The sequence below is a fragment of the Amycolatopsis sp. NPDC059657 genome, from assembly GCF_042734395.1.
Classification (GTDB): domain Bacteria; phylum Actinomycetota; class Actinomycetes; order Mycobacteriales; family Pseudonocardiaceae; genus Amycolatopsis.
In genome coordinates, this window is the sequence record NZ_JBHWEB010000016.1 from 24,809 (window position 1) to 48,247 (window position 23,439).

Genomic DNA, 23,439 nt, shown 5'->3' on the forward strand with positions numbered 1-23,439 from the left:
TCACTTCGAGTTGCTCTTCAAGTCGGCGTTGGCAGTATCGCGGGCTCTTCATCAGAGAGGAGCAGGCAGGTCACTCTGGGATACACAGGTCGCTCAACTGTCGTAGTGGTTCATGGAAGCACGGAAGGCCGGCCCGCGTCGACAGAGTCAACGCCGGACCGGCTCCCGCTTCCTCTTTTCAGCCCGCTCCCCAACGGGCCATCCCCGAAATCCCCTCCCCCGAGCGAGACTTCGAGGAGGTGGCATCCGGCGGCCCCCCTCGACTGCCGGACACCACCTGCCTGAGGCTTAGTTGACCGGAGGCGAGTGCGGGTGCCAGTTCTCCGGCGAGACCAACGGCTGCGGCTTCCGCGTCTCCGGGTCCGTCGGCTCCGGGTCCTCCGGCGGCGGCGAATGCGGGTGCCAGTTGTCGAGGCCGTCGGTGGTCGGATCCTCCGGCAGCTGTTCTGTCGTGGTCTCGGTCGACATCGCGTTACCCCATTCCCTCTCGGCTACTCCATAAGACGCAGTTATCTCGTCTGCAGATACACGGAGCGCAAACTTTTTCAGGGAAATTCAGGGTTGCGGAAGAACCGCAGGTCATGCGTCACCCTATTGCGGCTCGATGCCAACAGCGGGTGACCGGCGACTACCGCGCGGTAGCCGTTTGCGCGAGTTGTGTCGCCCAGTCCCGATAACCGGTTGGACCTGGGTGGAAACCATCTTCCGCGAAGAGGTCGCCGGAGAGGATCTCCGACGGCATGGGCGCGTGGCCGACACCCGGTACGCGGGTGAGCCGCGCGGCGGCCTCGTCGAGCGCGGCCGACCTGGCGCCGAGTACCGCGCGCAGTGGCTGCGGGAGCACCGGGAACCGGTCCATCGGCGGGACGCCGGCGAGCAGCACCGGAACCGGGCCGAGTTCGCGGCGGACCGCGACGACGAGCCGCAGCAGGTCGCGGCGATAACGCCCGGCCGAGTGAAGCTCGATCGTGTCGTTGACGCCGAGCGCGATCACCACCAGATCGGCCGGCTCGGCGGCGGGCAGCAGTTCCGCCAAAACGACGCGAGCGTTCGCGCCGGTGCGGCCGACCGCCTGCCAGCGCACGCCGCGTCCGGTCCGCTCGGCCAGTGCCAAGGCCAGCTGACCGGTCAACGCCTCTTCGTGCGACGCGGCGCCGACGCCGTCCACGGTGGACTCACCGAGCACGAGCAGCCGAAGTGGATCGCCGCCCGGCACGGACCCGGTCACCGGGCCGCTCGCACCCGGCAACTTCGGGGTCACGCGGCGCACGTGCAACGCCTGCGCGAACAGCACCGGGGCGAGTAACACCGCCGTCAGTACACGCATGGAGCGGACTTTAGCCGTGCGCGATGGAAATAGTGGCCTTCACCAGGGAGTCGTCGGCCACAGTCCGGAGTAGATAGTCGGCGACGTCGGCGCGCGCGATGCTGAACGACCCGCGTACGTTGCCGTCGGCGCTGCTCCTGATCCGCCCGGTGCGCTCGCCGGCGGTGAGCCGGGGCGGCCGCACGATCGTCCACGCGAGGTCGCTCGCGCGAACCAGTTCTTCCATCTCTTGCATGTCGCGATAGCTCTCCCTGAGCACGCGCCACAGCAGCGGCTTGACCAGCGAGCGCGTGAAGACGCCGTCCCCGTCGGTGACCAGCCCGCTCGCACTGACCACGACATACCGGTTGACGCCTGCCTCGCGCATCGCCGCGATCGCGGCGCGCGCGCCGTTCGCGCACACGGTGGTCGGACGGCGGTCACGCGCGCCGAGCGTGGAGATGACCGCGTCCCTGCCGGTGACCGCCGGGGCCAGCGTGCTCGGGTCGAGCTCCTTCGCTGTTACGACTTCCAGGCGAACCTGCGGCTCGACGGCGAGCCTGGAAGGATCTCTGACGACGGCCGTGACATGGTGATCCGCCGCCAATGCCTGCCTGACGAGGTGGGTGCCGACCCCGCCGGTGGCGCCGAGAATGGTGAGTTTCATGACCGGACTCCAGGGGTTAGTAAACACTCACCCGCTATAGTGGGTAAGTGGTCGCCCACCCGTCAAGAAGACACTGAGGGGGCTCTCAGCATGGGTAGTCGGGAAGACATTGTCGCGGCGGCGGCCTCCATCATGCGAGAACAGGGCTACGCCCGCGCCACCACCAAGGAGATCGCGCGCGCGGCAGGCTACTCGGAAGCCTTGCTGTACAAGCACTTCAAGGACAAGACCGAGATCTTCCTCTGCGTGCTCACCGAAGAGAACCCACCGCTGGCGGCGATCGTCGAGGAGCTGATCGAAACCGCGGGCGAGCAGCCGATCGAGGCCAACATCACCAGGATCGTGCGCGGCGCGCTCGATTTCTTCCTCGGCAGCTTCCCGATCGGCGTCTCGGTGTTCTCCACCAAGGAGCTGCTCACCGCGCACCGCGAGCGCCTCGCTGAGGTCGGCGCCGGGCCACGCAACCCGATCGACGGGGTCGCGCTCTACCTGAGCAAGGAGATCGAGCTCGGCCGGATCAATCCGGACGCGGACCCGGAAGCCGCCGCCTCTCTGCTGCTCGGCGCCTGCTTCCACCACGCGTTCCTGTGCACCTACGAGGCCGTCGAGCCCGAGAAGTCCACATTGGACGAGCTGGCGACCACGCTGGCGAGGACCGCGCTCAGCGGGCTTCGGCGGCTTCCTTAGCCTTCTGCAGCTCGTGCCAGCGGTCGAACATCGCCGGGATCTCCTTGATCACATAGGCGAGGAAATCGGCCATCACCGACAGCCGCTTACCGGCAGGTGTCTCGTCGCCCAGCGTTGAGACACCCTCGGTCGCCGCGTCGCGCCACATGATCATGAAGCGGTCACGCTTGAGGAACGCGGCGTACCACATGTCGTCGAACACCCGGTAGTGATCGCGCCGCCCGCCGGGTTCACGCTCACGGGCGACCATGCCGACCTGGTCCAGGTACCGCACGGCGCCGGAGATCGCGGCAGGGCTGACCTGCAGCTGATCCGCCAGCTCCGCGGCGGTCAGCTTGCCGCTGTCGGTCACCATCAGCGCCGCGAACACGCGCGACGGCATTCTGGCCAGCCCGATCTGGGTGAGGATCAGGGCCAGGCTTTCCACGTATCGGCGGACGGCGTCTTCGTCTCGCTCATGCTCAGGCGTCGTCATCGAGACCCATCCTTCCGGAACCGGCTACCCCCGTCACTCGTTCCATACGTTTTCTTAACTTCACAACTTTGTGAAACGAGTGTAGCTTCCGAATTATGGAAAACGCCATCTCCATCTCCGGCCTCCACAAGTCCTTCGGCCGGACCAAGGCTCTCAACGGCCTCGACCTGCAGATACCCGTTGGGGAGGTGCACGGCTTCCTCGGCCCGAACGGCGCGGGGAAGTCGACCACCGTCAGGGTGCTGCTCGGGATGCTCCGCGCGGACTCCGGTGACGTACGCCTGCTCGGCGGCGACCCGTGGAAGGACGCCGCGAGCCTGCACCGCCGTCTCGCCTACGTGCCAGGCGACGTCAACCTCTGGCCGAACCTCTCCGGCGGCGAGGTGATCGACCTGCTCGGGCGGCTGCGCGGCGGGCTCGACCAGAAGCGCCGCAAGGACCTCATCGAGCGGTTCGACCTCGACCCCAAGAAGAAGGGACGCACCTACTCCAAGGGCAACCGGCAGAAGGTCGCGATCGTCGCGGCGCTGGCGTCCAATGTGGACCTGCTGATCCTCGACGAGCCGACCTCCGGGCTGGACCCGTTGATGGAGGCCACCTTCCAGTACGCCATCCAGGAGGAGCGCGAGCAGGGCCGCACGGTGCTGCTGTCGAGCCACATCCTGGCCGAGGTGGAAGCCTTGTGCGACAAGGTGAGCATCATCCGCAACGGGGTGAACGTGGAGACCGGCACGCTCGCCGACCTGCGCCACCTCACCAGGACCTCGATCACCGCCGAGCTCGCCGGCCCGCCGAACGGGCTGACCAGGCTCGAGAACATCCACGACCTCAAGGTGGAGGGCAACCGCGTCCGCTTCGACGTGGAGACCCGCTCGCTCGACGAGGCGCTGCGGCAGCTGACCCAGGTCGGCGTGCGCAGCCTGGTCAGCCAGCCGCCGACGCTCGAAGAGCTCTTCCTGCGCCATTACACGAACGAGGCGAGCGCGAAATGACCGCGACACTCGACCGTCCCGCCGTGTCCGCCCGGTCGCACGGGCTGACCGGCACCTGGCAGCTCACCCGGCTCGCGCTGCGCCGCGACCGGCTCACGATTCCACTGTGGATAGTCGTGCTCTCGCTGTCGCCGATGAGCTCTGCCAAGGCTTACGAAACGTTGTACCCCACCGCCGTCGAACGCGCCGGACTGATCCACGGCGCCGGCGCGAACCCGTCGATCGCGGTGATCTACGGTCCCGCGTTCGACCTGTCGACCGCGGGCGGGTTCACCGCATGGCGGCTTGTCGGGTTCATGGCGCTGATGGTCGGCTTGATGGCCGTGTTCACCGTGACCAGGCACACCCGCGCGGAGGAGGACAGCGGCCGCGCCGAACTGCTCGCCTCCGGCGTGGTCGGCCGTTACGCCGCGCTGACCGCCGCGGTCATCGTCTCGATCGGCACAAGCGTCGGCATCGGCCTGGTGACGACGGCTGGTCTCATCGGCACGAAGCTGCCCACCGAGGGTTCGATCGCGTTCGGCGCGGCCGTGGTGCTGGCCGGGCTGGTGTTCACCGCGATCGCTGCGGTCGCCGTCCAGGCGGCCGAGTACTCCCGCACCGCCAACGGAATCGGCTCTGCCGCCGTCGGCATCGCGTTCCTGTTGCGCGCGATCGGCGACTCGACGACCGACGCGAAGTGGATCTCCTGGCTCTCCCCGATCGGCTGGACCCAGCAGATGCGCGCCTACGCGGGCGAGCGCTGGTGGGTGGCGCTGATCGGCGTCGCCGCGGCCGTGGTGATCGGCGGAGTCGGCTACGCGCTGCTGCCGCGACGCGACGTCGGTGTCGGCATCATCCCTGCCAGGCCTGGACCGGCCGAAGCGGCATCGAGCCTGCGCAGCCCGTTCGCGCTGGCGTGGCGGCTGCATCGCGGCCCGTTGATCGGCTGGACCATCGGCATGGCCGTGTGCGGTGCGGTGTTCGGGTCGATCGCGAGCGGCATCGGCGAACTGGTCGGCGGAAACGGCCAGGCGCAAGAGATCTTCCAGCGGATGGGTGGTTCCGCGGCACTGGTCGACGCGTTCATGGCTGCCATGGTCGGGATGTTCGGCATGGTCATCGCGCTCTACGGGGTCCAGGCGGCGCTGCGGATGCGCGGCGAGGAGACGGCCGTGCGGCTCGAACCGCTACTGGCAACTCAGGTCGGCAGGCTTCGCTGGGCGAGCAGCCACTTGGTGTTCGCTTTCGCGGGGTCGGGCGGGATGCTCCTGCTCACCGGCGTGATGCTCGGCCTCGGCAATGGCCTGCGCGCCGGCGACGTCGGCGGCTCGGTCGCCGACACCGTGGCGGGCACGCTCGCGGTGCTCCCCGCGGTCTGGGTGATCATCGGCGTGACGGTCGCGATCTTCGGCCTGCTGCCGAAGTACTCGGGCGCGGGCTGGGCCGTCGCCATGGTGGCCTTGCTGCTCAGCTTGTTCGGCCCCGTGGTCAACCTGCCGCAGGCGGTGCTGGACATCTCGCCGTTCTCGCACGCGCCGAAGATCCCCGGCCAGGCGTTCACCGCGACCCCACTGATCTGGCTGACCGCGATCGCGCTGGCCGCACTGGTCGCCGGCCTCACCGGCTTCCGGCGCCGCGACATCGGCTGACGCGATAAAGCGGGCTTTGTCCCACACCGGGATAGAGCCCGCTCTATCCCGGGCCGGGCCTGGTGGGCTTGGTCGTCGTCGCCGACGGCGCTTCGCCGGTGTTCGGGGTGGGCACGTTGGTCGCCTCGGTGGTCCGCTTCGGCGTACTCGTCGTCGTGCGGGACGGGCCGACCGGGCCGCCCGGCCTGCCTGCCGAAGGCGAAGGCTTCGACGTCTGCCGCTCGGGCGTCGTGACGTCGGGACCCGGCGCCTCCGAGGGGGACGGCGGCACGCTGGTCGTGCTCAGTCCAGGACCGGCGGGCTGGACGGGAACAGGAGTGACCGGCGATTGGGTGAACACGACCGCGACGGCGATGATCGCCGCCGCGGTCGTCGCGGTCGTCCCGGCCACCGCCCACCGCTTGCGGCGAAGACGGACCTTGGTCCCGTGCTCGATGATGTCCTGGGCGGTCATCCGCAGTTCCGGGCCGTGCACAGCACCGGCGCCACTGATCGCCGCCTTGAGGTCGTCATCCATTCCGGCTCACCTCCTTTCCACACTCCTGCAGTGCCAGTTCACTGAAATGCGGGCCCAGCCGCTTGCGCAACGTCTGCAGGCCGCGTGCGGCCTGGCTCTTCACGTTGCCCGTCGAGCAGCCGAGCGCCGCCGCCGTCTCCTCGACACTCAGATCGTCGAAATACCGCAACACCAGCACGGCACGCTGTTTCGGCGCGACCGCCGAGAGCGCGTGGCGTACGAGCATCGCCTGTTCGCCGCCGGAGTCCTCGACCGGGAGTTCCGGCGGCTCGTCGGTGAGCCGTTCCCGTTTACGCCAATGCCGCCGGTGCTCCGAGAGAAAGACCCGGAGCACGATCTTGCGGGCATAAGCGTCCAGCGCGTCGTGCTTGGACAGCCTCGGCCACGCCAGGTAGAGCTTGAGAAGCGCTGCCTGGGTGATGTCCTCGGCCTGATGCCAGTCGCCGCACAGCAGGAACGCGGTGGACCGCAGGCTGTGCGCACGCGCGCCGAAGTACCGGGCGAACTCGCCATCGTATGGCGAGCCCTGCCCGGTCGACGGTTTACGGCTCAAGACCACTAGGCCGCCGTGATCGCCGGCAGGTGGAGGTCACCGGTGGGGCCCGCGGGAACGGCCTTCGGGACACGCGGCTTGCCGGGAGCGGGCACGACCTCGGGCCTGGTGGCGCGAGTCGGCTCGGCAGGAGCGGGCTTGGTGGTGGTGCGGGTCGGCTCGCCAGGCGCCGCCGTCGGCGCGGGCTTGGTGGTCGAAGTCGATGGCTGGTCGGCGAAGGCCGCGCCCCCGGTGATCAGCCCGCCAGCGAGCAGGAAACCGCCGAGCGCCACTGCGATACGGATACGCAAAACATCTCCTCGGGTGCTGGCGCCGCGCTCTGCTCGCGACGCCTGTGCGTTAGACATGCTTCGAGGTCACCGCCGGGTTGCATCGAGTTTTCGGAGTGAAAAGACAACGGCCGGGAAGTCGAGGTTCGACTTCCCGGCCGCGGCGCGAAACATCGCTCAGCTGTTCAACGCGGAGAGCTTGGTCCACTCTTCCCAGGTGTAGGTCCAGTCCGAGTAGTCCCCGTCCTTGGACGTCAGCTTCTGCGTGCTGCCGGAGATCTCGACCGGGTCGCCGGTCATCGTGCCGTCGAAGTACTCCTTGGCGTTCTTCGGCGACAGGTTCAGGCAGCCGTGCGAGACGTTCTTCTTGCCCTGCGCCCAGATCGACGCGGCCAGGCCGTGGATGAACTCGCCGTTGTTGGAGATGCGCACCGCCCACGGGACCACGACGTTCTCGTAGCCGTAGCGGGGGTTGCTCATCGCGTACGAGGACTGCTTGCCCATGACCACGTGCGTGCCGCTCTTGGTGACGCGGCCGGGGTCGGAGTCGAGGCCGTAGCTCACCGGGTACTCGGCGATCTGCTGGCCCTCACGGATGACCTGCATGGTGTGCTCGGTGGTGTTGCCGGTGACGACCTGCTTGCGGCCGATCTTGAAGTCGGCGGTGACGTCTTCCTTGCCATAGGTGCCTTCGGCGAACTTCACGCCGTAGAGCTTGGCTTCGACCTTCACCGTGGTGCCGGACTTGAAGTACTCCTTCGGCCGCCAGTGCACGGCGGTGTCGCCCTCGAGCCACGCCCACGAACCCTCGGTCTTCGGGGTGGTCTCGACCTTCAGTGCCTTCTCGACGGACTGCTTGTCCGCGACCTTCCCCTTGAACGACAGCACGATCGGCATCGCGACGCCGTACTCCTGGCCGTCGCCCACGTTGATGCTCGCGGAAACCTGGCGCTTCGGCTTCACCGTGGTGAAATTGCCGGAGATGTCGACCTTCTTGCCGTCGGCGCCGGTCGCGTCGCCCGCCCAGGTGTAGGTCTTGCCGTAGCCGAGCTGTTCCCCGACGGTCCACGACTTCTTGTCGGCCGAGAGCTCACCCTTGACCTGTTTGCCCTCGGGGTTGGTCAGCGTGACCGTGCCGATGGTGCCGTCCGCGACGGTGATCTGGGCGGGCTCACCCGGCGCCACATCCTGCGCGCCCCCAGCGGGTTTGACCGTCACCTTGGCCGCCTGCGGCGTCTGGCCCCCGCCAGACTGCTGCTGCCCCGTGCCCGTGTTGTTGGTTTGCGGTTCACTCCCGCTGCACGCGCTCAACGCCAGCGTCAGAACCAGTCCAGCGACGATGGCAGGCGCCCACCTACCACGTGCGGAGTTTTTGACTATCACCCGAATGCCCCTATTCTCCCCATCTACCCACCAATGACGTCCGACCCGGCACGGGCGTTGATCTGAATTCATGTGACGAACGTCACGCAATGATCGGGGTCGGCGACGCGTCAGCTTAACGGGTGCGTCGGGTGTGAACGGTGGGGCCATACGACGTTCCGGTGACCTTGGCCCGGAGCATGGTTCATCCAGCGTTCATGGGGTTCAAATTTGGCCTGATCCCGGTACTCTGCACTCAGGCCGTCGTTTTGCGTGTTCGTGGCTTCACACTCGCGGAACTTCTGACGCGAGCCATGAGCCGTGACGTGCTCTTTGCTCACTCGTTGGAACCGCCCGGGACGGTCTGGGTGTCGCTTCGGTGGCACTCGAAGCGGATTTGCAACGAGGAGTACAGCGGTGGCGCAAGGCACTGTGAAGTGGTTCAACGCGGAGAAGGGCTTCGGCTTCATCGCGCAGGATGGCGGCGAGGGCGACGTTTTCGTGCACTACTCGGAGATCGACGGGCGCGGTTTCCGCACCCTCGAAGAGAACCAGCGGGTGGAGTTCGAGGTCGGTCAGGGCCAGAAGGGCCCGCAGGCCCAGAAGGTTCGCCCGATCTGAGATAAGCCCTTCGGCGTCTTAGACCTGATGAAAGAAGCCCCCCGGCTCGCCGGGGGGCTTCTTTGTTGTTGCGGTGTCCGTGGGTTCAGCTTCGGGCGGCCGGCTCGCGCCACAGCTGCTCGTCGAAGCGGAACTGGTCGGTGTGCGCCTCTTCGTGCCGGCGCTGCTGGGCGGAGTTCGCCTGGCTCTCCCAGGAAAGCCGCTCCAGGATCCAGTCCTGCGCGAGCGCGCCCGGCGTCATGCCGCGCTCCTCGGCGGCGGCCTTGAGCTGCTCGCTGGCGATGAGGCTGACGCGGAGCTGGTACACCTGGGCTTCGCCGAAGCGCTTGCCGCTGCCGGTGCTCTCTTTGTCGTTCTCGGGCGCGAGCGCCGCGAGGTAGCTCGTCAGCTCGTGGTCTTCGGCCACCGCGGTCTCCGCTTCCTTGACTGCGGAGTTGCGGTGACGACCATTGCCGACGGCCTTGAGGTTCGTCCGGGTGCTGAGTCGTCCAAGCGAAGGAAGGGGCACCCGGCCACGATAACGGTTAGGTCTCGGCAAGCCAACGACTGTGGGCTACGACACACGATTTTTCTGCTCGATCGGAGCAACCACCCACCCCATTGGCGCAATCGTCCCATCACCCCACGGAACAGTCCCTGTTCAAAAGCCCAATATCAACTTCACTGAAACGGCTCGCCGACTGCAGCGGAAGCGCTTTGAACCCAACGTGAAGTGCTTTGAAACTGAACCACGCTGGGTCGAGACGTGCCGCACCGTGGGGGGTCCGGGGGGCTCGGCCCCCCGGGATAAACAAGGACTCTGCGAAGGCGCGAAGCGCCGAGCAGAAATGGAGGGGCCCCCGCGCCAGGGGGAGGAACGCGGGGGCCGGAGGGGATCTCCACAGGCGCTGACCGGGGGTGTGTCAGCACGTCGATTGTTGCACGAGTTCGGCGGGTCTGCGAGTGGTGCGTGAGAAAAATGCAGATGAGGTGTCACTTACGCGTTGCCTCTGATTCATGTTGCCGATTTGCGGGAAGCACGTTGGTTAGTCACCTAGCGTCGAACACAGCGTGGTCAAAGGTTCACTCTGCGGGGGGCTGCGAGCGAGCGCGTCGGCTAGCTAGCCTCGCGGCCAAGCAACCGCGAACCGCATGGAGGAGCCAATGAGCGGGTCTCTCGAAGTTCGGCAGTTCCTCATCCGGTATGAGGGTGGCGATGGCGGCGGCCAGGCCGTGGGTGGCGTGCCCGCCCAGCGGACGAGCCAGGCCGACGCCCAGCGCGTTTCGGACGATCAAGTGCGCAGGGCGCGGCTGGCGGTCGCGCACGGCGCACTGGACGTCGACGACTGCATCCAGTTGCTCGACATGCTGGGCCTGACGCTCGACGACGACGGGCAAGCACCCGTCCAGCGCTGATCAAGATCTACGAGAAGGGCCCGCTGGTTCGCGCGGGCCCTTCTTTGCACGCGTTGAATAACAGTGTTATGTTCGGGGCATGCCGACCGCCGAAATCGTCAAAGAGATCCGCCCGATCGTCCAGGTATGGGGCGGCAAGTTCATGACCTCACCGGAGCTGGCCGAGATCGAAGCCGAGAAGGGACTCGGCCAGCACTCCCTCTACCTGCGCGGCCGCTCCGCGATACTCGGCGACCCGTCCCCGCAGGTCGCCCGCGCCCTGTTCGGCATCTTCCCGCCGTGGCTCTTCGACTTCGCGCTGCCCGCGGCCACCGCGGCCATCAGCGCCCCCGACGCCGTCCGCGCCTACCTCGACGCCAACGCCCGCTGGTCCCGTTCCCACCTCGCCGACATCAAAGAGCCGGAGCGCTTGGCCGAACTCCTCTTCCGCCTCACCCACGCAGCCGACCCCGGCGGCCTCGCGCTCTTCGCGGGCTGGCAAACGGCCGACCGCCCCGAAGACCCGTACGAGCGAGTCGGCCTGGCACTGATGATCCTGCGGGAGTACCGCGGCGGCATCCACTTCACCGCGCTGCGCGCGGTCGGCCTCACCATCCCCGAAGCCGTCGTCGCCGACCCGGAAGGCGGCCGCGAGCGCCTGCTCCGCACCGCGTGGGCCCCGCACGACACCGACGAGCTCATCGCCGCCGCGAACAAGAAGCCGGACCTCACCGAACGCTGGCAGCAAGCCGAAGACCTCACCGACGCCCGCATGACCGAACTGCTCGACTCGGCACTCGACGAACCCGAGCGCGAGGACCTCCTCTGGCTCCTGCGCGGACTCGACGCCGCCGCGAAGCCGTGAAACACTGTGTTTGCGCTGCTCTCAGCCTCGGGAACACGTTAGTGACCCCCAGTGGAAAGGGCCCAAATGCCGGTGCCCTATAGTTAACCTCGCTCCCAGGGGAGACCTTGAGAGCGCGGTCGGTCGGCTTGCCGAAGCAGACCGGGCTCCCATCGTCCAGCGGCCTAGGACTCCGCCCTTTCAAGGCGGCAACGCGGGTTCGAATCCCGTTGGGAGTACGCAGTACAGTAAGACAAGTAAGGCCCTGTGGCGCAGTTGGTTAGCGCGTCGCCCTGTCACGGCGAAGGTCGCGGGTTCGAGTCCCGTCAGGGTCGCAAGATTGCTTGACTCGAAAGCTAGGCGCTTCGGCGTCTCGCCCAGGTAGCTCAGTTGGTACGAGCGCTCGCCTGAAAAGTGAGAGGTCGCCGGTTCGACCCCGGCCCTGGGCACCCGCTCATTGGCTCGCAATGTTCGCGCTTACGCGCTCCCATTGCGAGCCGGTGCTGTTTCTTGTGGGGGCCGAGCCCCCACACCCCCGCCGGAGGGGCTGCGCCCCCCGGACCCCCTCAGTTGTCCATCGGATTTTCGTTGGTGGCTGGGGTTTTTCTTTTGGTTGGTGCTTTGGTGGGGCGGGGGTTGGGGGTTCGCTCCCCTTCGGGATCGCTACCCACTCGCCCTCACCTTCATATGGTCGCGCTCGCTCGTCCCGCGCCGACTACGCCCGTGCTTGGCCGTCCCGCTCTGGCTCATCCCTGCGCTCGGTCGTCCTGCGCTGCCCACGCCCGTGCTTGGCCGTCCCGCTCTGGCTCGTCCCGACGCTCGGTCGTCCTACGTGCCGCGCCCGTGCTCGCCGTCACTGGCGACTGCCCCCGTCGGTCGTGCACCTCCGCCTTCCCCGCGGCCGTGCTCGCTGTACGTCCTGCTTCGCGGGGCCGCGGTCGGCCACTTCTGGGGCTACCGTTGTCGCTCGCGTGCCCTGGCCCGCTCGCCTACGTTGGCCTGGCCGGGTGCTTGCTCAGCCTCTCGTGTGCTGAGGCCGCGCTCGCGGCCCCCTGGCGCTCGCCCGTCCGCGCTCGCCCGCCCGGGCGTTTGCCCCAGTCCGCCGTGTCCCACGCCCAGGCATCCCTTGTCTCACGCCCGGGTTGGCGTGCGGTGCGCGCGCTTCGGTGTGTCGCCCGCTCGTGGACGCGTGGCGTCCGGCTGCGTACGCGTGTAGTCCGTTCACGTGTGGGTGGTGGGCGGCTGAGGGCGGGGTTTGGGGGTGGGGGCGGGTTTTCGGGGATTTGGGGACTGGGGTGTCAGGGTGGGGTTTACGTGGGGGTTTTACTGGGAGTGGTCGCTGAGCTTGGTTTTATCACTCGTGTGGGTGGCATATGAGGGTTCTGTTGGGGTGGATGGGTTTCGCGGGGGCGGATAGGGTGGCGGCAACTTTGTGCAAGAGGAGTACCTGGAGTGGCACTACCTGTTGCGGCTGCTGACGGCCATGCGCCCGAGCACCCGAGTATCGCGCGGATCAATGACTGCTGGCTTGAAGGCGCCCACCACGGGGACGGCGATCTCCTGTTCGCCAACCACATCGCGGTGTGTGCGCCTCATGTTCCCTACCTGGTAAGAGAAGAACGCGCGTTGCTCGCGCGGATGGTCCGCTACCTCATCGGGCATGGGGTGCGGCAGTTCGTCGACCTCGGTTCGGGAGTGCCCGCCTCGGGACATGTGCATGAGATCGCGCAGGCGCTGGCGCCCGCGACGCGGGTCGTCTATGTGGACTCGGATCCCGGCATCGCCGCCGAGGGGCGGGAACTGCTGGCCGGCAATGAAAACGCCGCGTACCTGTGCGCCGACATCCGTGAACCCGACGCCGTCTTCGGCGCTCCCGAGTTCGGGCAGCTGATCGACCTGGCCGAACCCGTCGCCGTGCTGATGATCGAGATGCTCATCAACTTCCCTGACACCGAAAATCCACGCAGGCTCGTCTCGTCCTATGTCGAACCGCTGTGCCCTGGCAGCTATCTCGGGTTGTCGCACTTCGGGGACCACGAGGAGCTGGACAAGGGGCTCAACATGTTCAGCCGGATGTTCGGGCAACCGCCCGCGGTGACCCTGCGGGGACGCGAACAGTTCGCGAAGTTCTTCACTGGGATGGAAATCGTCGAGCCTGGTGTCGTACCCGTGCCGCTGTGGCGGCCGTCGGAAGACGAGGTCGGGCACAACCCGGACCGCGCGCACGTGCATGCCGGCCTCGGGCGGAAGCGGGCTATGCGATCAGTGGGATGACCACGAGCGCGACGTCGCCGAGCATCACGATCGGCATGGTGTGCTTGAGCATGTGCCGCGGATAGATGCTGGAAGTCATCCGCAGCAGGAAGATCACGTGCGCAGCCATGCCGATCGCCGCCCAGGCGGGACCGTAGAACCACCACAGCGACCAGCCGAGCAGCGCGGTGCCGACCAGCACCGAAAGGCTCGCCATCCGGAGCGCGCCCGCGCTGCCGAAGCGGACCGCCGGGGTGGTGAAGCCGGTCGCCGTGTCGACCGCGTGGTCCGGCACCGACCACCAGATCGTCCGGCCGACGCTGAGCGAGCAGACCCCGAGCAGGAACGGCCACAGCGCTGGCTCGAAGTCCACGCGGAACGCGCTGTACGCCAGCAGGCAGGGCAACGGGACCATCGAAGCGCCGAACACGAACGGCCCGGCCACTTTCCGCTTCAACCGGAACGGATCGATGTTGTACAGCTGGTGCAGCAACGCCGTGGTGCCAGCGAACACCACCACCGGCCAATGATTCGTCCACACCGCGACGAGCCCGGCGAGCACCAGCGCGACCGTGGTTTCGGCGATCGAAAACTGCAGCACCCTCGTTCGGCCGAGCCGCAAGGTCGCGCCGGCGAGATAGTCCTTTCCGGGCTGACGCCGGTCGGTTTCGAGGTCGACGGCGACGTTCAGCGCCAGGCCGCCGACCATCAGCAGCAGATTCACGAGCAGCGTCACGTAGACGAGTGGTTCGGTGAAGATCCCGATGTCGCCGCGCGCGAGGCAGGCTCCCCACACGGCGTAACACAGATAGCTGACGGGGAGCGGGAATTCCAGGCGGTGCACCACCAGAACCGCACCGGCTACGCGTGACACGCGACGACCTTCATCCGCAGTTTCGGCGACGGCGCCATCGCGTGACCACGCAATCTCGGCACACCCGCCGCCGGATTGACGCAGCGCAACTCGCGGCAACGCAGCACCGCGGCGACGACCATCCTGGCCTCCATCAGCCCGAGTTCACTACCCAGACAATGCCGGATGCCGCCGCCGAATGGGAAGAAGTCCTTCTGCGCCACCCTCCGATCGAGGAACCGTCCCGGTTCGAATCCATGCGGGTTCGTGAACCGGTCACGGCGATGATGTGCCAGGTAGATGCTCGGTGTGAGCACCGTTCCCCGCCGCACCGGCGTGCCGCCGACCTCACCCGTTTCGGTGCACACCCGGTTTCCGGCCGCCGGAACGGGTGGAGTCAACCGCAGCGCTTCAAGCACGGCCGCGTGCAACAAGGGCACCTCGGCCGCCGTCGCGCCGTCATCCACTGTGGACTCCAGTTCGTCCACAATGTCCTGCCGCACGCGAGGATTACGGTCGAGCCAGTACAACGTCCACGCGATCGCGGACGCCGTGGTCTCGTGGCCCGCGAACAGCAGTGAGACGAGCTGATCGCGTAACTCGTCGTCGTCGAGCGGGCCCAGCGGCGGTTCGCCAGCGGTGAGCAGCGATGCCAGCGAACCCGAAGAATTTTTCGCACTCCGCACCAGAAGCCGGTCGAGCTCGTCTCCGGACGACGGGAGACTTCCGCGTAGGTAACGGTAGGCGAGCGTGCGGCCGCGCGAGCCGAGCGCCTGGTCCATCCAGGCGGTGAACGGCGCGAGCACGGCCTCGCCGTCGCGCCCGACGGTAATGCCGGCCATGACCCGCAGCGCGACCGCGCGAGTCCAGTCAGCCAGCGCGATCACCCGGCCTTCGGTCAGCGCGCCGATCGACGACTGCACGATTTCCGAGATGAGCCCCCGATAGCCTGCCAGCCGCTTGCCGCGCAACGCCGGTCCGAGCGCGCGACGGTAGGCGAGATGCCGCGCGCCTTCGGTCCACAGCAAGGATTTATGGCCGAGCACCGATCGCATCGTCCGGCTACCTGGATGTCCGAGTCTCTGATCGGTGTGGAAAATATCGTCGATGGCAGCGGGATTCCAGACCAGCAATCGGGCAGGCGCGAGTTCCAGCACGCCGTCCTTGTTGTCCGCGTGCGCGTTCAAGAAAGGCAGCGTGCGAAAAGCCAACCGGAATTCGGCGGTGTTCATCTCGCGAACGCCAGCAATCGCGCGACGCCGGCATTGGCGAGCCCGAGGTACATGGCCGCCAATCCCTCTGCTCGCACGATCCGCAATGGCGTGTAGAGATCCTTGTCATGCCACAGGGGCGGGTGCTCGGCGTCCTGGTTCAGGAACAGGAATTCACAGCCACGCGCGGCGGCCGCCGGGATCGCGTCGTGTGAAACGTTGGTGCGCAACAGGATCTGCACCGCGTACGCGGTCTCCTCGAAGGTGCCCGCCCAGCGTCCCCACGAGCCGTCCGCCCGCTGGTTCGCCAGCACCCATTCGACGGCGTCGCGCACCGAACCCGATGTGACCTCGTCGCCATGCTCGGCGAGCGCCACCGCACAGCAAACCGTTGCGTAGTAAGGAGAAGCATGCCACTTGTCCTGCCAGCTGCCGTCACGTTCCTGGCGGTCGCGCAGCCACAACGCGAGCTTGGCCATGACCTCGTGGTGACCTTCCCGCGAAGCGCCGAACGCCTGCAGGACGTGCGCGTTCGTAGTGGTCGACGGGGTGCGCTCGTCGACAAAGGTGGCGAAATGGTCCTCGACCCGATAGCCGCGCAACGTGTCCGCGGAGCGCGGACGGCCCAGCTTGGCGAGCGCGTGCAACGCGGCCGCGGTGTCGTCCGCGTCCGGCGGCAGCCCGACCCCGCCGGCGACACCGGATTCGCCGAACTCGGCGGCCAGCCAGTCGACGACATCGCCGGGTACCGTGCAGGGAACGCCGACACCGGCCAATGTGGACAGCACCCAGGCACGTTCGAACACCGCGAGCGGTGCGGCGACCGGGACCGCGCGGGTTTCCGGGTGCTGCACGGCGGACAGATACGGGTGCGCCTGCCCGTCACCCAGCCAGCTCGCGGTGGCCGCGGGCGAACAGCCGACCCCGTATTCGGTCGCCTCGACGAAATCGGCGCCGCGCGCACGGGAACCGAAGGCCTCCAAGGAATGCAGCAGCTTCGCCGGCAGCGCGAGGCCGCGGTCCATCATCTCGCGCAGCTTCGCGAGCGTCTCGACGGTCATCCCGCCCGGCACGGCGAGCGCCTTGCCGAGCTGGGCGTTGATCTCTTGCACGAGGCCGGGAACGATGATCTCGACGGCGACCGTGTCGGGCACCATTCCGTTGTCCACCAACGATTCGAGCCCACGCTGCGCGGCGTGACGCGCAGCATCACCGGGCTGTCTCAGCAAAGCTTCGATGGCACTGAGTGTGGGCGCGAGCCCGTACAGCCCCGGCCCGCCCCAGCCACCGTCAGGACGCTGCTGCCGCAGCAAATAGCGGACTCGCTCGTCATGTCCGTCGAGCGACGGCATCAGCGAGACCACCCGCCCGGTTTCGTAGACCGAAGCGGAGAAACTCCCGAAAGGATCGCCCGTCATCTCGGCGACCAGAGCCGACGCCTGCTCCCGTACCCACGTCATCGTGCACGGACCCACGACGAGCCTCCCCTGAGTTCAGCTTGATCTATCCGTAATCAGGCTAATACTCAACGTAGTATTCGAGGCAAATGGCAGAGCCCTAGATGAGCCATTTGGAGCAGCGAATTCAGCCTTCTCGTAACTCCCGGAAGACGCGGCGGACGATCGCCTCGACGCGCTCCTCGGTGAGCGGCGCGGCTTCAATGGTCTCAGCTTTGGCGGCCGCGGCTTCTTCTTCCGCATACTCCTCGCGGATCGACACTCAGCGTTACGACACGTGACAGCGGCGGATTCAGCCTTCTCGCAACTCACGAAAGACGCGACGGGCGATCATCTCGACGCGCTCCTCGGTGAGCGGCGGCTCTTCAAGGCGAGCATGGATAGTCTTGGTGAGAATCTTGCGAACCAGCGCCGACGTGCCGATGTGCTCGGCGGCGGCTTGCTCCTTCAACTCTTCGGCGAGCTGCTTCGGAATCCGCACGGACAGCACAGTCTGCGCGCTCTCGAGTGCTTCAGCTTCGCCAGCCTCGGCTTCCTCTTCGGCATACTCAGCACGGATCGCCCTCCGGCGCGCCCGATCTGCTTCGTCAGTCATGCTCGACCAACTCCTTCCTCATACTCACGAAGATCGGCGCCCCGGGTCTTCCAGGCAGTGATCCCCGCATGGTCGACCGCGTCGAGAATCACGGTCAGGACGACCCCGGCTGTTGCCGAGAACCCGATGAGCCGGACAGCACCACGCGTACTTTTCGGATCAGGATCACGAACAACCCGGCACGGGTCGGCCGCTGCCTCGACCGTCCGCTCCGGCTCGATGTTCAGTGCGCCGGGATAGCGGATGTCTCGGGTTCGAATGTGCTCAGCTTCTTCGTCAGGCCACCACAGCTCGTAGCTCCGGTATACATCGTCACACAAGCACCTACAACCCTGACGCCCAGGGTAGCAGTAGTGATACTCAGAGTTACGACACGTGACAGCGGAACGAGGCGACGTTCGGGAAGAGGTCGTCCGCGGGCGACGGCCTGCCCAGGTAGAAGCCCTGGGCCTGATCGCAGCCGAGGTCATGCAGTATCTCGAGCTGATCCTGGGTCTCGACGCCCTCCGCGATGACCGTCAGGTCGACCGCGTGCGCCATCGCGATGATGCTGGTGACGATCGCTTCGGCGTCACGGGAGGTGCCGATGCCGGTGATGAACGAACGGTCGATCTTCAACGTGTCGAGCGTCAGGCGCTGGAGCTGCGCCAACGACGAGTAGCCCGTGCCGAAGTCGTCGATGGCAAGGCGGACACCGACTTCGCGCAAGGAGCTCAGTATCTCCGCGGCCGCGACGTGGTCGCGCATCAGCGCGCTCTCGGTCACCTCGAGGCACAGTGCGTTCGGGGGCAGGCCCGTGGTGGCGAGCGCGTCTTGGACGACCGGGACGAGCTGGGGGTCGTCGAGCTGGCGGACCGAGAGGTTGACCTTGAGGTGGATGTCGATGTCGTGCTCGGCGCGGCGGGCCGCGAGTTCGCGGGTGGTGCTGCGGAGCATGTGGGTGCCGATGACGTTGATGAGGTCGCTTTCCTCGGCGAGCGCGATGAACTCGACCGGGGAGATCGCGCCGTGCTGGGGGTGGTTCCAGCGCATCAGTGCCTCGACCGCGACCATGCGGCCGGTCTGCAGGTCGACGACCGGCTGGTAGGCGGTCCACAACTGCTCGTTCGGGAGCGCGTCGCGCAGGTCCTGCTCGAGGCGGAGCCTGCGTTGCATGCGCTCGCGCAGTTCGACGTCGAAGAACTCGTAGCGGCCTCGGCCGAGGGTTTTCGCCTGGTACATGGCGACGTCGGCGTCGCGCAGCAGGTCCTCGGCGGTGCGGCCGTCGCAGGAGTCGGCCATCACGATGCCGATGCTGGCGTCGATGTGGAGCTGCCTGCCGTTGACCGTGATCGGCTCGGTCAGGTACTCGCGCAGGTGCTCGGCCAGCGCCCTGATCTCGGCGGGGTCGACGATGCCGCTGGTGACCACCACGAACTCGTCGCCGCCGAGGCGCCCGACGAGATCCTCGCGGTGGACGGCGCGGTGCAGTCGCTCGCCCGCGATCCGCAGCACCTTGTCGCCGACGCTGTGCCCGAGCGAATCGTTGATGACCTTGAACTTGTCGAGGTCGATGAACAGCACCGTGGTGATGTCGGCGCGGCCGGGCCGTCGCAGCGCCGCGCTGAGCCTGGACAGCACGAGTGTGCGGTTCGCGAGCTCGGTCAGCGGGTCGTGGGTGGCTTCGTGTTCGAGACGCTCGCCGATCGCGCGGCGCTCGGTGATGTCGGTGAACGAGGTGACCACCGAGGCCGGCGCCGTGTCGCCGAAATCGAGCAGGCGGGAGGTCAGCGACAGCCAGACGTTGCGGCCGTCAGGACGCCGCACGCGGACCACGCGGCGGCTGCGCGAGGTCATCTTGCACTGGGCCTCCTGCGCCGGGTAGGACTCGGGCGGGATGCGTTTGCCGCGTTCGTCGTACAGCTCCAGTGACGTCGACTCGATGCCGACGAGGTCGCTTTCGCGCATGCCGAAGATGCGCTGCGCGGCGGGGTTGGCCGACTCGATGAGCCCGGTCGGGCCGACCACCACGACGCCTTCGTCGAGCGACGCGACGACCGTCTTGAAGTGCTCCTCCGCCCGCCTGCGCGCGGTTTCGTCCGCGCAGACGAGCACGTACCCGTCGTTCATCTCGGCGGCCGAGACCCTGACCTCCAGCGCCCTGCCGTCGACGTGCCGGTGCGTTGCCTGGATGACGCCACCTGCCAGCAGCACTGCCAGCGGATCCAGCGCGGCGCCGACCACCTCGTCGACCCGGCGGCCGACCGCTTCGGCGGCCGAGCGGCCGTACACGGCCTCGGCGGCCGGGTTCCAGCTGGTCACGACCCCGTCGACGCTGGTGGCGATGATCGCGTCACTGACATGGCTGACCAGAGCGGCCTGGTAGCGCAAGGTGGCTTCGGCCGCGCGCTGGGCCGACATGTCACGCATGATCACCTGGAAGGCCGGCCTGCCCTCCCAGGTGGTGCGCACCGAAACCGTCTCGATGCTCAGCGTGCCGCCGTCCAGCCGCTTCAGCACCGCCTCGGCAGGCTGGGTCATCGAACCGGGCGCGACCAGTGACTCGAGCCGTTTCAGGATGCCGGGGATCGACGCCTGGTCGGCGATCTCGGTGATCTCCTTGCCCAGCAGCTCGGCGGCCGAGGTGGCGCCGAGGAACCGGATGGCCGCGGAGTTGACGTACACCAGCCGCTTGTCCTCGTGCACGATGATCGCGTCGGGACTGAGCTCGACCAGCAGCCGGTAGCGGTCGGTCAGGTCCGCCATGGCGCGCTTGTCCTCGTGCCGCGCGGTGGCGTCGGCCGCGATGCCGAGCAGGTTGTACGTGCCGCCGGTGCGGACCGAGCGGGCGCGGAAACGCACCCAGCGCGTCGCGCCGCACGGGGTCTCGAAGCGTTGCTCCAGCTCCAGGTCCTGCTCGTCGTCCTGCGCGCGGGCCGCGCCGACCAGCGGCTCGATGAGCTCGAGCAGCCGCGCGCGTACCTCGTACTCGGACGAACCGGGCATGCCGAGCACGAGTTCGAGTCCCGGCAGCCAGGACACGGTCCCGTCGGTGAGGCCGAGCGACCAGATCACGGCCGACTCGGTGGACAGGGAGAGGTCCGCGACGATGCCGCGGCTGAGCCTGCTCCCGACGGCGAGCTGCCCGTCGGGGAAATCAGCCTCCATAGCCCATCCGATCCATTCACTTCGCCCAAGAGGTCCAGACCAACACCTGGCTCAAGGGTCCAGATTAGGGGTTCGGCATGAATCAGGACATCCTCTAGTCAGAATCCTTCGGCGGCCTGCCGGGACCTCGCATCTTTCCCACATCCTTGGGCAGCCTGCCCGCCTCCGCCAAGGCCCGGCGGAGGAGGAACTCGAGATGCGCGTTCGTGCTGCGCAGCTCGTCCGCCGCCCACCGGGCCAGAGCGTCGTGTACCGCGGGGTCCAGACGCAAGAGGATCTTCTTGCGCTCCGTCACTGGTACAGGGACCCCGCGTTGACGACGGGCTGCGTGGAGCGGTCACCGCACAGCACCACCAGGAGGTTGCTGACCATCGCGGCCTTGCGCTCCTCGTCCAGCTCGACGACCTGCTGCTCGGAGAGCCGCTGCAGGGCCAGCTCGACCATGCCGACCGCGCCTTCGACGATCTTGGTGCGCGCCGCGACGACCGCGCCCGCCTGCTGACGCTGCAGCATCACCTGCGCGATCTCCGGGGCGTACGCCAGCCGCGTGATGCGCGATTCGATGATCTTCACGCCCGCCGACTCGACACGCGCGGAGATCTCGGCCGACATCTTCGCGGTGATCTCTTCGGCGTTGTCACGCAGCGAAAGCTTGTTCTCCTCGTGCGCGTCGTACGGGTAGCTGCCCGCGATGTGCCGCACGGCCGTCTCGGCCTGGATGGCGACGAACGCGCCGAAGCTGTCGACCTCGAACAGCGCCTTCGCGGTGTCCTCGACCTGCCAGACGACCACGGCCGCGACCTCGATCGGGTTACCGTCGGCGTCGTTGACCTTGGCCTGCTCGGTCTCCAGGTTGCGGATCCTGGTCGAGATCGGCCGCCGCACGGTGAACGGGTTGACCCAGCGGAGCCCATCGGCGCGGATGGTGCCCTGGTAGCGGCCGAACAACTGCAGTACCTGCGCCTGACCTGGCGCGACCATGGTCAGTCCCCTGGTGCAGAACAGCGCGACGCCCGCGATCACCGCGCCGATCACGGTCGTCGGCACGTTGATCTGCGCGGCGATCAGCAGCCCGCCACCCGCGATGACGAGGAGCGACAGCCCCAGCGCAGGCAACCCCGGCATGCCGCCTGCCTGGCGTTCGTGGATCTGCGGGCGTGGCATCGAAACCTGGCTCATGATCTTCTTCCCCTCAGTTGGTGATAGCAAAGTGATATCACTTTTTCGGGGAACGCGCGAGCCCTCTCTTCAACCACGGCCCGCAGCAGAGCAGCCCGAAGTGCGCCGCGATGGCATGACCGGCCAGCGTGATGCCGGCTTCGAGGCTCGACGGGTCGTCGGCCAGATAGATCTCCAGCACGAACAGCTCGAGCGCCGCGACCGCCAGCCACCGCCGCCGGGCGAGCAGGAAAACGAGCGCGCCTGCCGTGGTGAAGAAGCCGTAGCTGACGCCGATGTCCAGCCAGTGCGCGTCGGATTTCGGCAGCAGGCCGACGCTGATCGCCCACATCACCGGCAGCTCGGTGAGCAACGTCGCGAGCACATGCCCCGCGAAGAAAACGCCCGCCGTGCGGCGCGCCTTGAAACGCCGTTCGAGCGGCGCGACCAGGAAACTGAAGATCAAGAAATAGGGCAGCCAATGATCACCGCCGACCCACAAAGCGCTGGCGAACAACGCCAGGAACGGGCGGCGCCAGAGGTTGTGCGCGTCGGTGCTGGAAAGCGCGAGCAGCTGTGCGGTGAGCGCCGGATCGGCGAGGCGGACCACCAGCGTCGTCGCGAGCAGTACGACGAGGTAGCAGAAGGTGAACGGGGTGCCGCGCGGCGTGGGGACGAACTTGGCGAGGCGCGGGCGTTCCAGCTGGTCGAGCACCTATTCAGAGTGGCTGGTTCCACCGTGAATCCACTGTGATGTCACCCGGCCGGTGGACGTTGATTGTGGGGCCTGTCACCCACGGGCAGAAGGACTAGTTATTCTTCACCCGTCCGGGTGAGCTTGGATCTTGGTTAATCTTGGCCGAACTACTCCCACGACTCGGTGTTTTTCGATAAAAAGGCGTGTCGCGCCCGCAGCAACGATGACCCATCGGCTGGAAAGGACTCCGCGTGAAGCACGAGGTGTCGGTTTCCGAGTTGCTCGCGCGCGAGGGCTGGGCGCAGGTGCCGCCCCCGCCGCCGTCGCGGTCACGCTGGCGGGTGGTGGCCGTGATGGTCGCCGTGGTCATGGGCTGCGGCACGGCCGCCGTGCTGGTCGGCCTCGGCTCGGCCTCCGAGAAGGCCGACAACACCGAGCACATCACCATGGTCGAGATGCCGTCGCGCACCTCGGGCGTCGCGGGCGGGGACGCCACGCCGATCAGCGAGACCACCACGACGGACGACAACCCGACCGGCGCCGGGCACGGCTCCGGCCCCAGCAGCACGCACCCGACGTCGTCGAGCAGCTCGGCCACCACGACCTCGGTCCCGACGAGCGGCACGCCGACCACGGGCACCACCAGCACTCGCAACGACGACCCGTCGACCACCGGCTCACCGACACCGTCCTCGCCGAAGCCGCCGTCGAGCTCGCCGACGCCGACCACCAAGCCGTGCATCCTCTGGCCGCTGTTCTGCTGAAAAACG

The 23,439-nt window shown here is 67.4% G+C and carries 27 protein-coding genes and 3 tRNA genes; 11 read left to right on the top strand and 19 right to left on the bottom strand.

Features of this window, described 5'->3' with window-relative positions; translation table 11 throughout:
• Positions 1-288: 288 nt before the first annotated feature.
• The 3 genes from ACFV15_RS11265 to ACFV15_RS11275 form a co-directional block, all read right to left on the bottom strand.
• The gene (locus ACFV15_RS11265; protein ID WP_378350080.1) at positions 289-468 is read right to left on the bottom strand and encodes a hypothetical protein; all 180 of its coding nucleotides are present in this window, start codon (positions 466-468) and stop codon (positions 289-291) included.
• Between the two features lie 160 nt (positions 469-628).
• Entirely contained in the window at positions 629-1,327 is a 699-nt protein-coding gene (locus ACFV15_RS11270) for an SGNH/GDSL hydrolase family protein (protein ID WP_378350081.1), read from the bottom strand.
• A gap of 10 nt (positions 1,328-1,337) precedes the next feature.
• Positions 1,338-1,973, bottom strand: a complete 636-nt coding sequence (locus tag ACFV15_RS11275) for an NAD(P)-dependent oxidoreductase (RefSeq protein ID WP_378350082.1) — start codon at positions 1,971-1,973, stop codon at positions 1,338-1,340.
• A gap of 90 nt (positions 1,974-2,063) precedes the next feature.
• Here ACFV15_RS11275 and ACFV15_RS11280 point away from each other — a divergent pair, with 90 nt between their 5' ends.
• A complete protein-coding gene (locus ACFV15_RS11280; protein WP_378350083.1) occupies positions 2,064-2,660 on the top strand; it encodes a TetR/AcrR family transcriptional regulator in 597 nt (198 codons plus the stop codon).
• On the opposite strand, the gene ACFV15_RS11285 is transcribed toward ACFV15_RS11280, so the two are convergent.
• Positions 2,635-3,135, bottom strand: a complete 501-nt coding sequence (locus ACFV15_RS11285) for a GbsR/MarR family transcriptional regulator (RefSeq protein WP_378350084.1) — start codon at positions 3,133-3,135, stop codon at positions 2,635-2,637. The genes ACFV15_RS11280 and ACFV15_RS11285 overlap by 26 nt on opposite strands.
• Positions 3,136-3,230: 95 nt before the next feature.
• Here ACFV15_RS11285 and ACFV15_RS11290 point away from each other — a divergent pair, with 95 nt between their 5' ends.
• Together ACFV15_RS11290 and ACFV15_RS11295 are read left to right on the top strand one after the other, a co-directional pair.
• Positions 3,231-4,127: an ATP-binding cassette domain-containing protein gene (locus tag ACFV15_RS11290; protein ID WP_378350085.1), complete on the top strand. Its 897-nt coding sequence runs from the start codon at positions 3,231-3,233 to the stop codon at positions 4,125-4,127.
• Positions 4,124-5,758, top strand: a complete 1,635-nt coding sequence (locus ACFV15_RS11295; protein WP_378350086.1) for an ABC transporter permease — start codon at positions 4,124-4,126, stop codon at positions 5,756-5,758. The genes ACFV15_RS11290 and ACFV15_RS11295 overlap by 4 nt, the downstream gene beginning before the upstream one ends.
• Positions 5,759-5,801: 43 nt before the next feature.
• Here ACFV15_RS11295 and ACFV15_RS11300 read toward each other — a convergent pair whose 3' ends face one another.
• From ACFV15_RS11300 to ACFV15_RS11315, 4 genes are all read right to left on the bottom strand, one after another.
• Positions 5,802-6,275, bottom strand: coding sequence for a hypothetical protein (locus ACFV15_RS11300; protein ID WP_378350087.1), 474 nt, complete (start codon positions 6,273-6,275; stop codon positions 5,802-5,804).
• Positions 6,268-6,834 carry a SigE family RNA polymerase sigma factor gene (locus ACFV15_RS11305; RefSeq protein ID WP_378350088.1) on the bottom strand — a complete coding sequence of 189 codons (567 nt, stop codon included), beginning with the start codon at positions 6,832-6,834 and terminating at the stop codon, positions 6,268-6,270. Before ACFV15_RS11305 ends, ACFV15_RS11300 begins: the two co-directional genes overlap by 8 nt.
• Positions 6,834-7,118 (bottom strand): hypothetical protein, encoded by a 285-nt coding sequence (locus ACFV15_RS11310; protein ID WP_378350089.1) that lies wholly within the window; start codon positions 7,116-7,118, stop codon positions 6,834-6,836. Before ACFV15_RS11310 ends, ACFV15_RS11305 begins: the two co-directional genes overlap by 1 nt.
• A 156-nt stretch (positions 7,119-7,274) precedes the next feature.
• Positions 7,275-8,480: an Ig-like domain-containing protein gene (locus tag ACFV15_RS11315; protein WP_378350090.1), complete on the bottom strand. Its 1,206-nt coding sequence runs from the start codon at positions 8,478-8,480 to the stop codon at positions 7,275-7,277.
• A gap of 396 nt (positions 8,481-8,876) precedes the next feature.
• Between ACFV15_RS11315 and ACFV15_RS11320 the strand changes: the two genes are divergently transcribed.
• Positions 8,877-9,080, top strand: coding sequence for a cold-shock protein (locus ACFV15_RS11320; RefSeq protein WP_020669570.1), 204 nt, complete (start codon positions 8,877-8,879; stop codon positions 9,078-9,080).
• Positions 9,081-9,165: 85 nt separating this feature from the next.
• Here the strand turns inward: ACFV15_RS11320 and ACFV15_RS11325 are convergent, their stop codons facing one another.
• Complete coding sequence (locus ACFV15_RS11325; RefSeq protein WP_378350091.1) at positions 9,166-9,588, bottom strand: hypothetical protein; 423 nt, start codon at positions 9,586-9,588, stop codon at positions 9,166-9,168.
• A gap of 635 nt (positions 9,589-10,223) precedes the next feature.
• Here ACFV15_RS11325 and ACFV15_RS11330 point away from each other — a divergent pair.
• The 6 genes from ACFV15_RS11330 (at position 10,224) to ACFV15_RS11355 (ending at position 13,572) form a co-directional block, all read left to right on the top strand.
• The gene (locus ACFV15_RS11330; RefSeq protein WP_378350092.1) at positions 10,224-10,475 is read left to right on the top strand and encodes a hypothetical protein; all 252 of its coding nucleotides are present in this window, start codon (positions 10,224-10,226) and stop codon (positions 10,473-10,475) included.
• A gap of 79 nt (positions 10,476-10,554) precedes the next feature.
• Entirely contained in the window at positions 10,555-11,319 is a 765-nt protein-coding gene (locus ACFV15_RS11335; RefSeq protein WP_378350093.1) for a hypothetical protein, read from the top strand.
• Positions 11,320-11,464: 145 nt separating this feature from the next.
• A tRNA-Glu gene (locus tag ACFV15_RS11340) sits at positions 11,465-11,537 on the top strand.
• Between the two features lie 22 nt (positions 11,538-11,559).
• Positions 11,560-11,633, top strand: a tRNA-Asp gene (locus ACFV15_RS11345).
• A 40-nt stretch (positions 11,634-11,673) separates the two neighbouring features.
• Positions 11,674-11,747 (top strand) — tRNA-Phe (locus ACFV15_RS11350).
• A gap of 1,003 nt (positions 11,748-12,750) precedes the next feature.
• Positions 12,751-13,572 carry an SAM-dependent methyltransferase gene (locus ACFV15_RS11355; RefSeq protein ID WP_378350094.1) on the top strand — a complete coding sequence of 274 codons (822 nt, stop codon included), beginning with the start codon at positions 12,751-12,753 and terminating at the stop codon, positions 13,570-13,572.
• On the opposite strand, the gene ACFV15_RS11360 is transcribed toward ACFV15_RS11355, so the two are convergent.
• From ACFV15_RS11360 to ACFV15_RS11405, 10 genes are all read right to left on the bottom strand, one after another.
• Positions 13,553-14,425 (bottom strand): UbiA family prenyltransferase, encoded by an 873-nt coding sequence (locus tag ACFV15_RS11360; protein WP_378350095.1) that lies wholly within the window; start codon positions 14,423-14,425, stop codon positions 13,553-13,555. The genes ACFV15_RS11355 and ACFV15_RS11360 overlap by 20 nt on opposite strands.
• A complete protein-coding gene (locus tag ACFV15_RS11365; protein ID WP_378350096.1) occupies positions 14,413-15,591 on the bottom strand; it encodes a cytochrome P450 in 1,179 nt (392 codons plus the stop codon). The genes ACFV15_RS11360 and ACFV15_RS11365 overlap by 13 nt, the downstream gene beginning before the upstream one ends.
• 41 nt (positions 15,592-15,632) lie before the next feature.
• On the bottom strand, positions 15,633-17,075 hold the full coding sequence (locus tag ACFV15_RS11370; protein WP_378350097.1) for a prenyltransferase/squalene oxidase repeat-containing protein: 1,443 nt from the start codon (positions 17,073-17,075) through the stop codon (positions 15,633-15,635).
• Between the two features lie 124 nt (positions 17,076-17,199).
• Positions 17,200-17,334 carry a hypothetical protein gene (locus ACFV15_RS11375; RefSeq protein ID WP_378350098.1) on the bottom strand — a complete coding sequence of 45 codons (135 nt, stop codon included), beginning with the start codon at positions 17,332-17,334 and terminating at the stop codon, positions 17,200-17,202.
• 30 nt (positions 17,335-17,364) lie between these two features.
• Positions 17,365-17,667: a ribbon-helix-helix protein, CopG family gene (locus tag ACFV15_RS11380; protein ID WP_378350099.1), complete on the bottom strand. Its 303-nt coding sequence runs from the start codon at positions 17,665-17,667 to the stop codon at positions 17,365-17,367.
• A complete protein-coding gene (locus tag ACFV15_RS11385; RefSeq protein ID WP_378350100.1) occupies positions 17,664-17,987 on the bottom strand; it encodes a hypothetical protein in 324 nt (107 codons plus the stop codon). Before ACFV15_RS11385 ends, ACFV15_RS11380 begins: the two co-directional genes overlap by 4 nt.
• 46 nt (positions 17,988-18,033) lie before the next feature.
• Positions 18,034-20,814, bottom strand: a complete 2,781-nt coding sequence (locus tag ACFV15_RS11390) for an EAL domain-containing protein (RefSeq protein WP_378350101.1) — start codon at positions 20,812-20,814, stop codon at positions 18,034-18,036.
• 94 nt (positions 20,815-20,908) lie between these two features.
• Positions 20,909-21,109 carry a hypothetical protein gene (locus ACFV15_RS11395; RefSeq protein WP_378350102.1) on the bottom strand — a complete coding sequence of 67 codons (201 nt, stop codon included), beginning with the start codon at positions 21,107-21,109 and terminating at the stop codon, positions 20,909-20,911.
• Positions 21,106-21,993 (bottom strand): SPFH domain-containing protein, encoded by an 888-nt coding sequence (locus ACFV15_RS11400; protein ID WP_378350103.1) that lies wholly within the window; start codon positions 21,991-21,993, stop codon positions 21,106-21,108. Before ACFV15_RS11400 ends, ACFV15_RS11395 begins: the two co-directional genes overlap by 4 nt.
• A 37-nt stretch (positions 21,994-22,030) precedes the next feature.
• Positions 22,031-22,687 (bottom strand): rhomboid-like protein, encoded by a 657-nt coding sequence (locus ACFV15_RS11405; protein WP_378350104.1) that lies wholly within the window; start codon positions 22,685-22,687, stop codon positions 22,031-22,033.
• 233 nt (positions 22,688-22,920) lie between these two features.
• Here ACFV15_RS11405 and ACFV15_RS11410 point away from each other — a divergent pair, with 233 nt between their 5' ends.
• Positions 22,921-23,433, top strand: coding sequence for a serine/threonine protein kinase (locus ACFV15_RS11410; protein ID WP_378350105.1), 513 nt, complete (start codon positions 22,921-22,923; stop codon positions 23,431-23,433).
• Positions 23,434-23,439 lie beyond the last annotated feature (6 nt).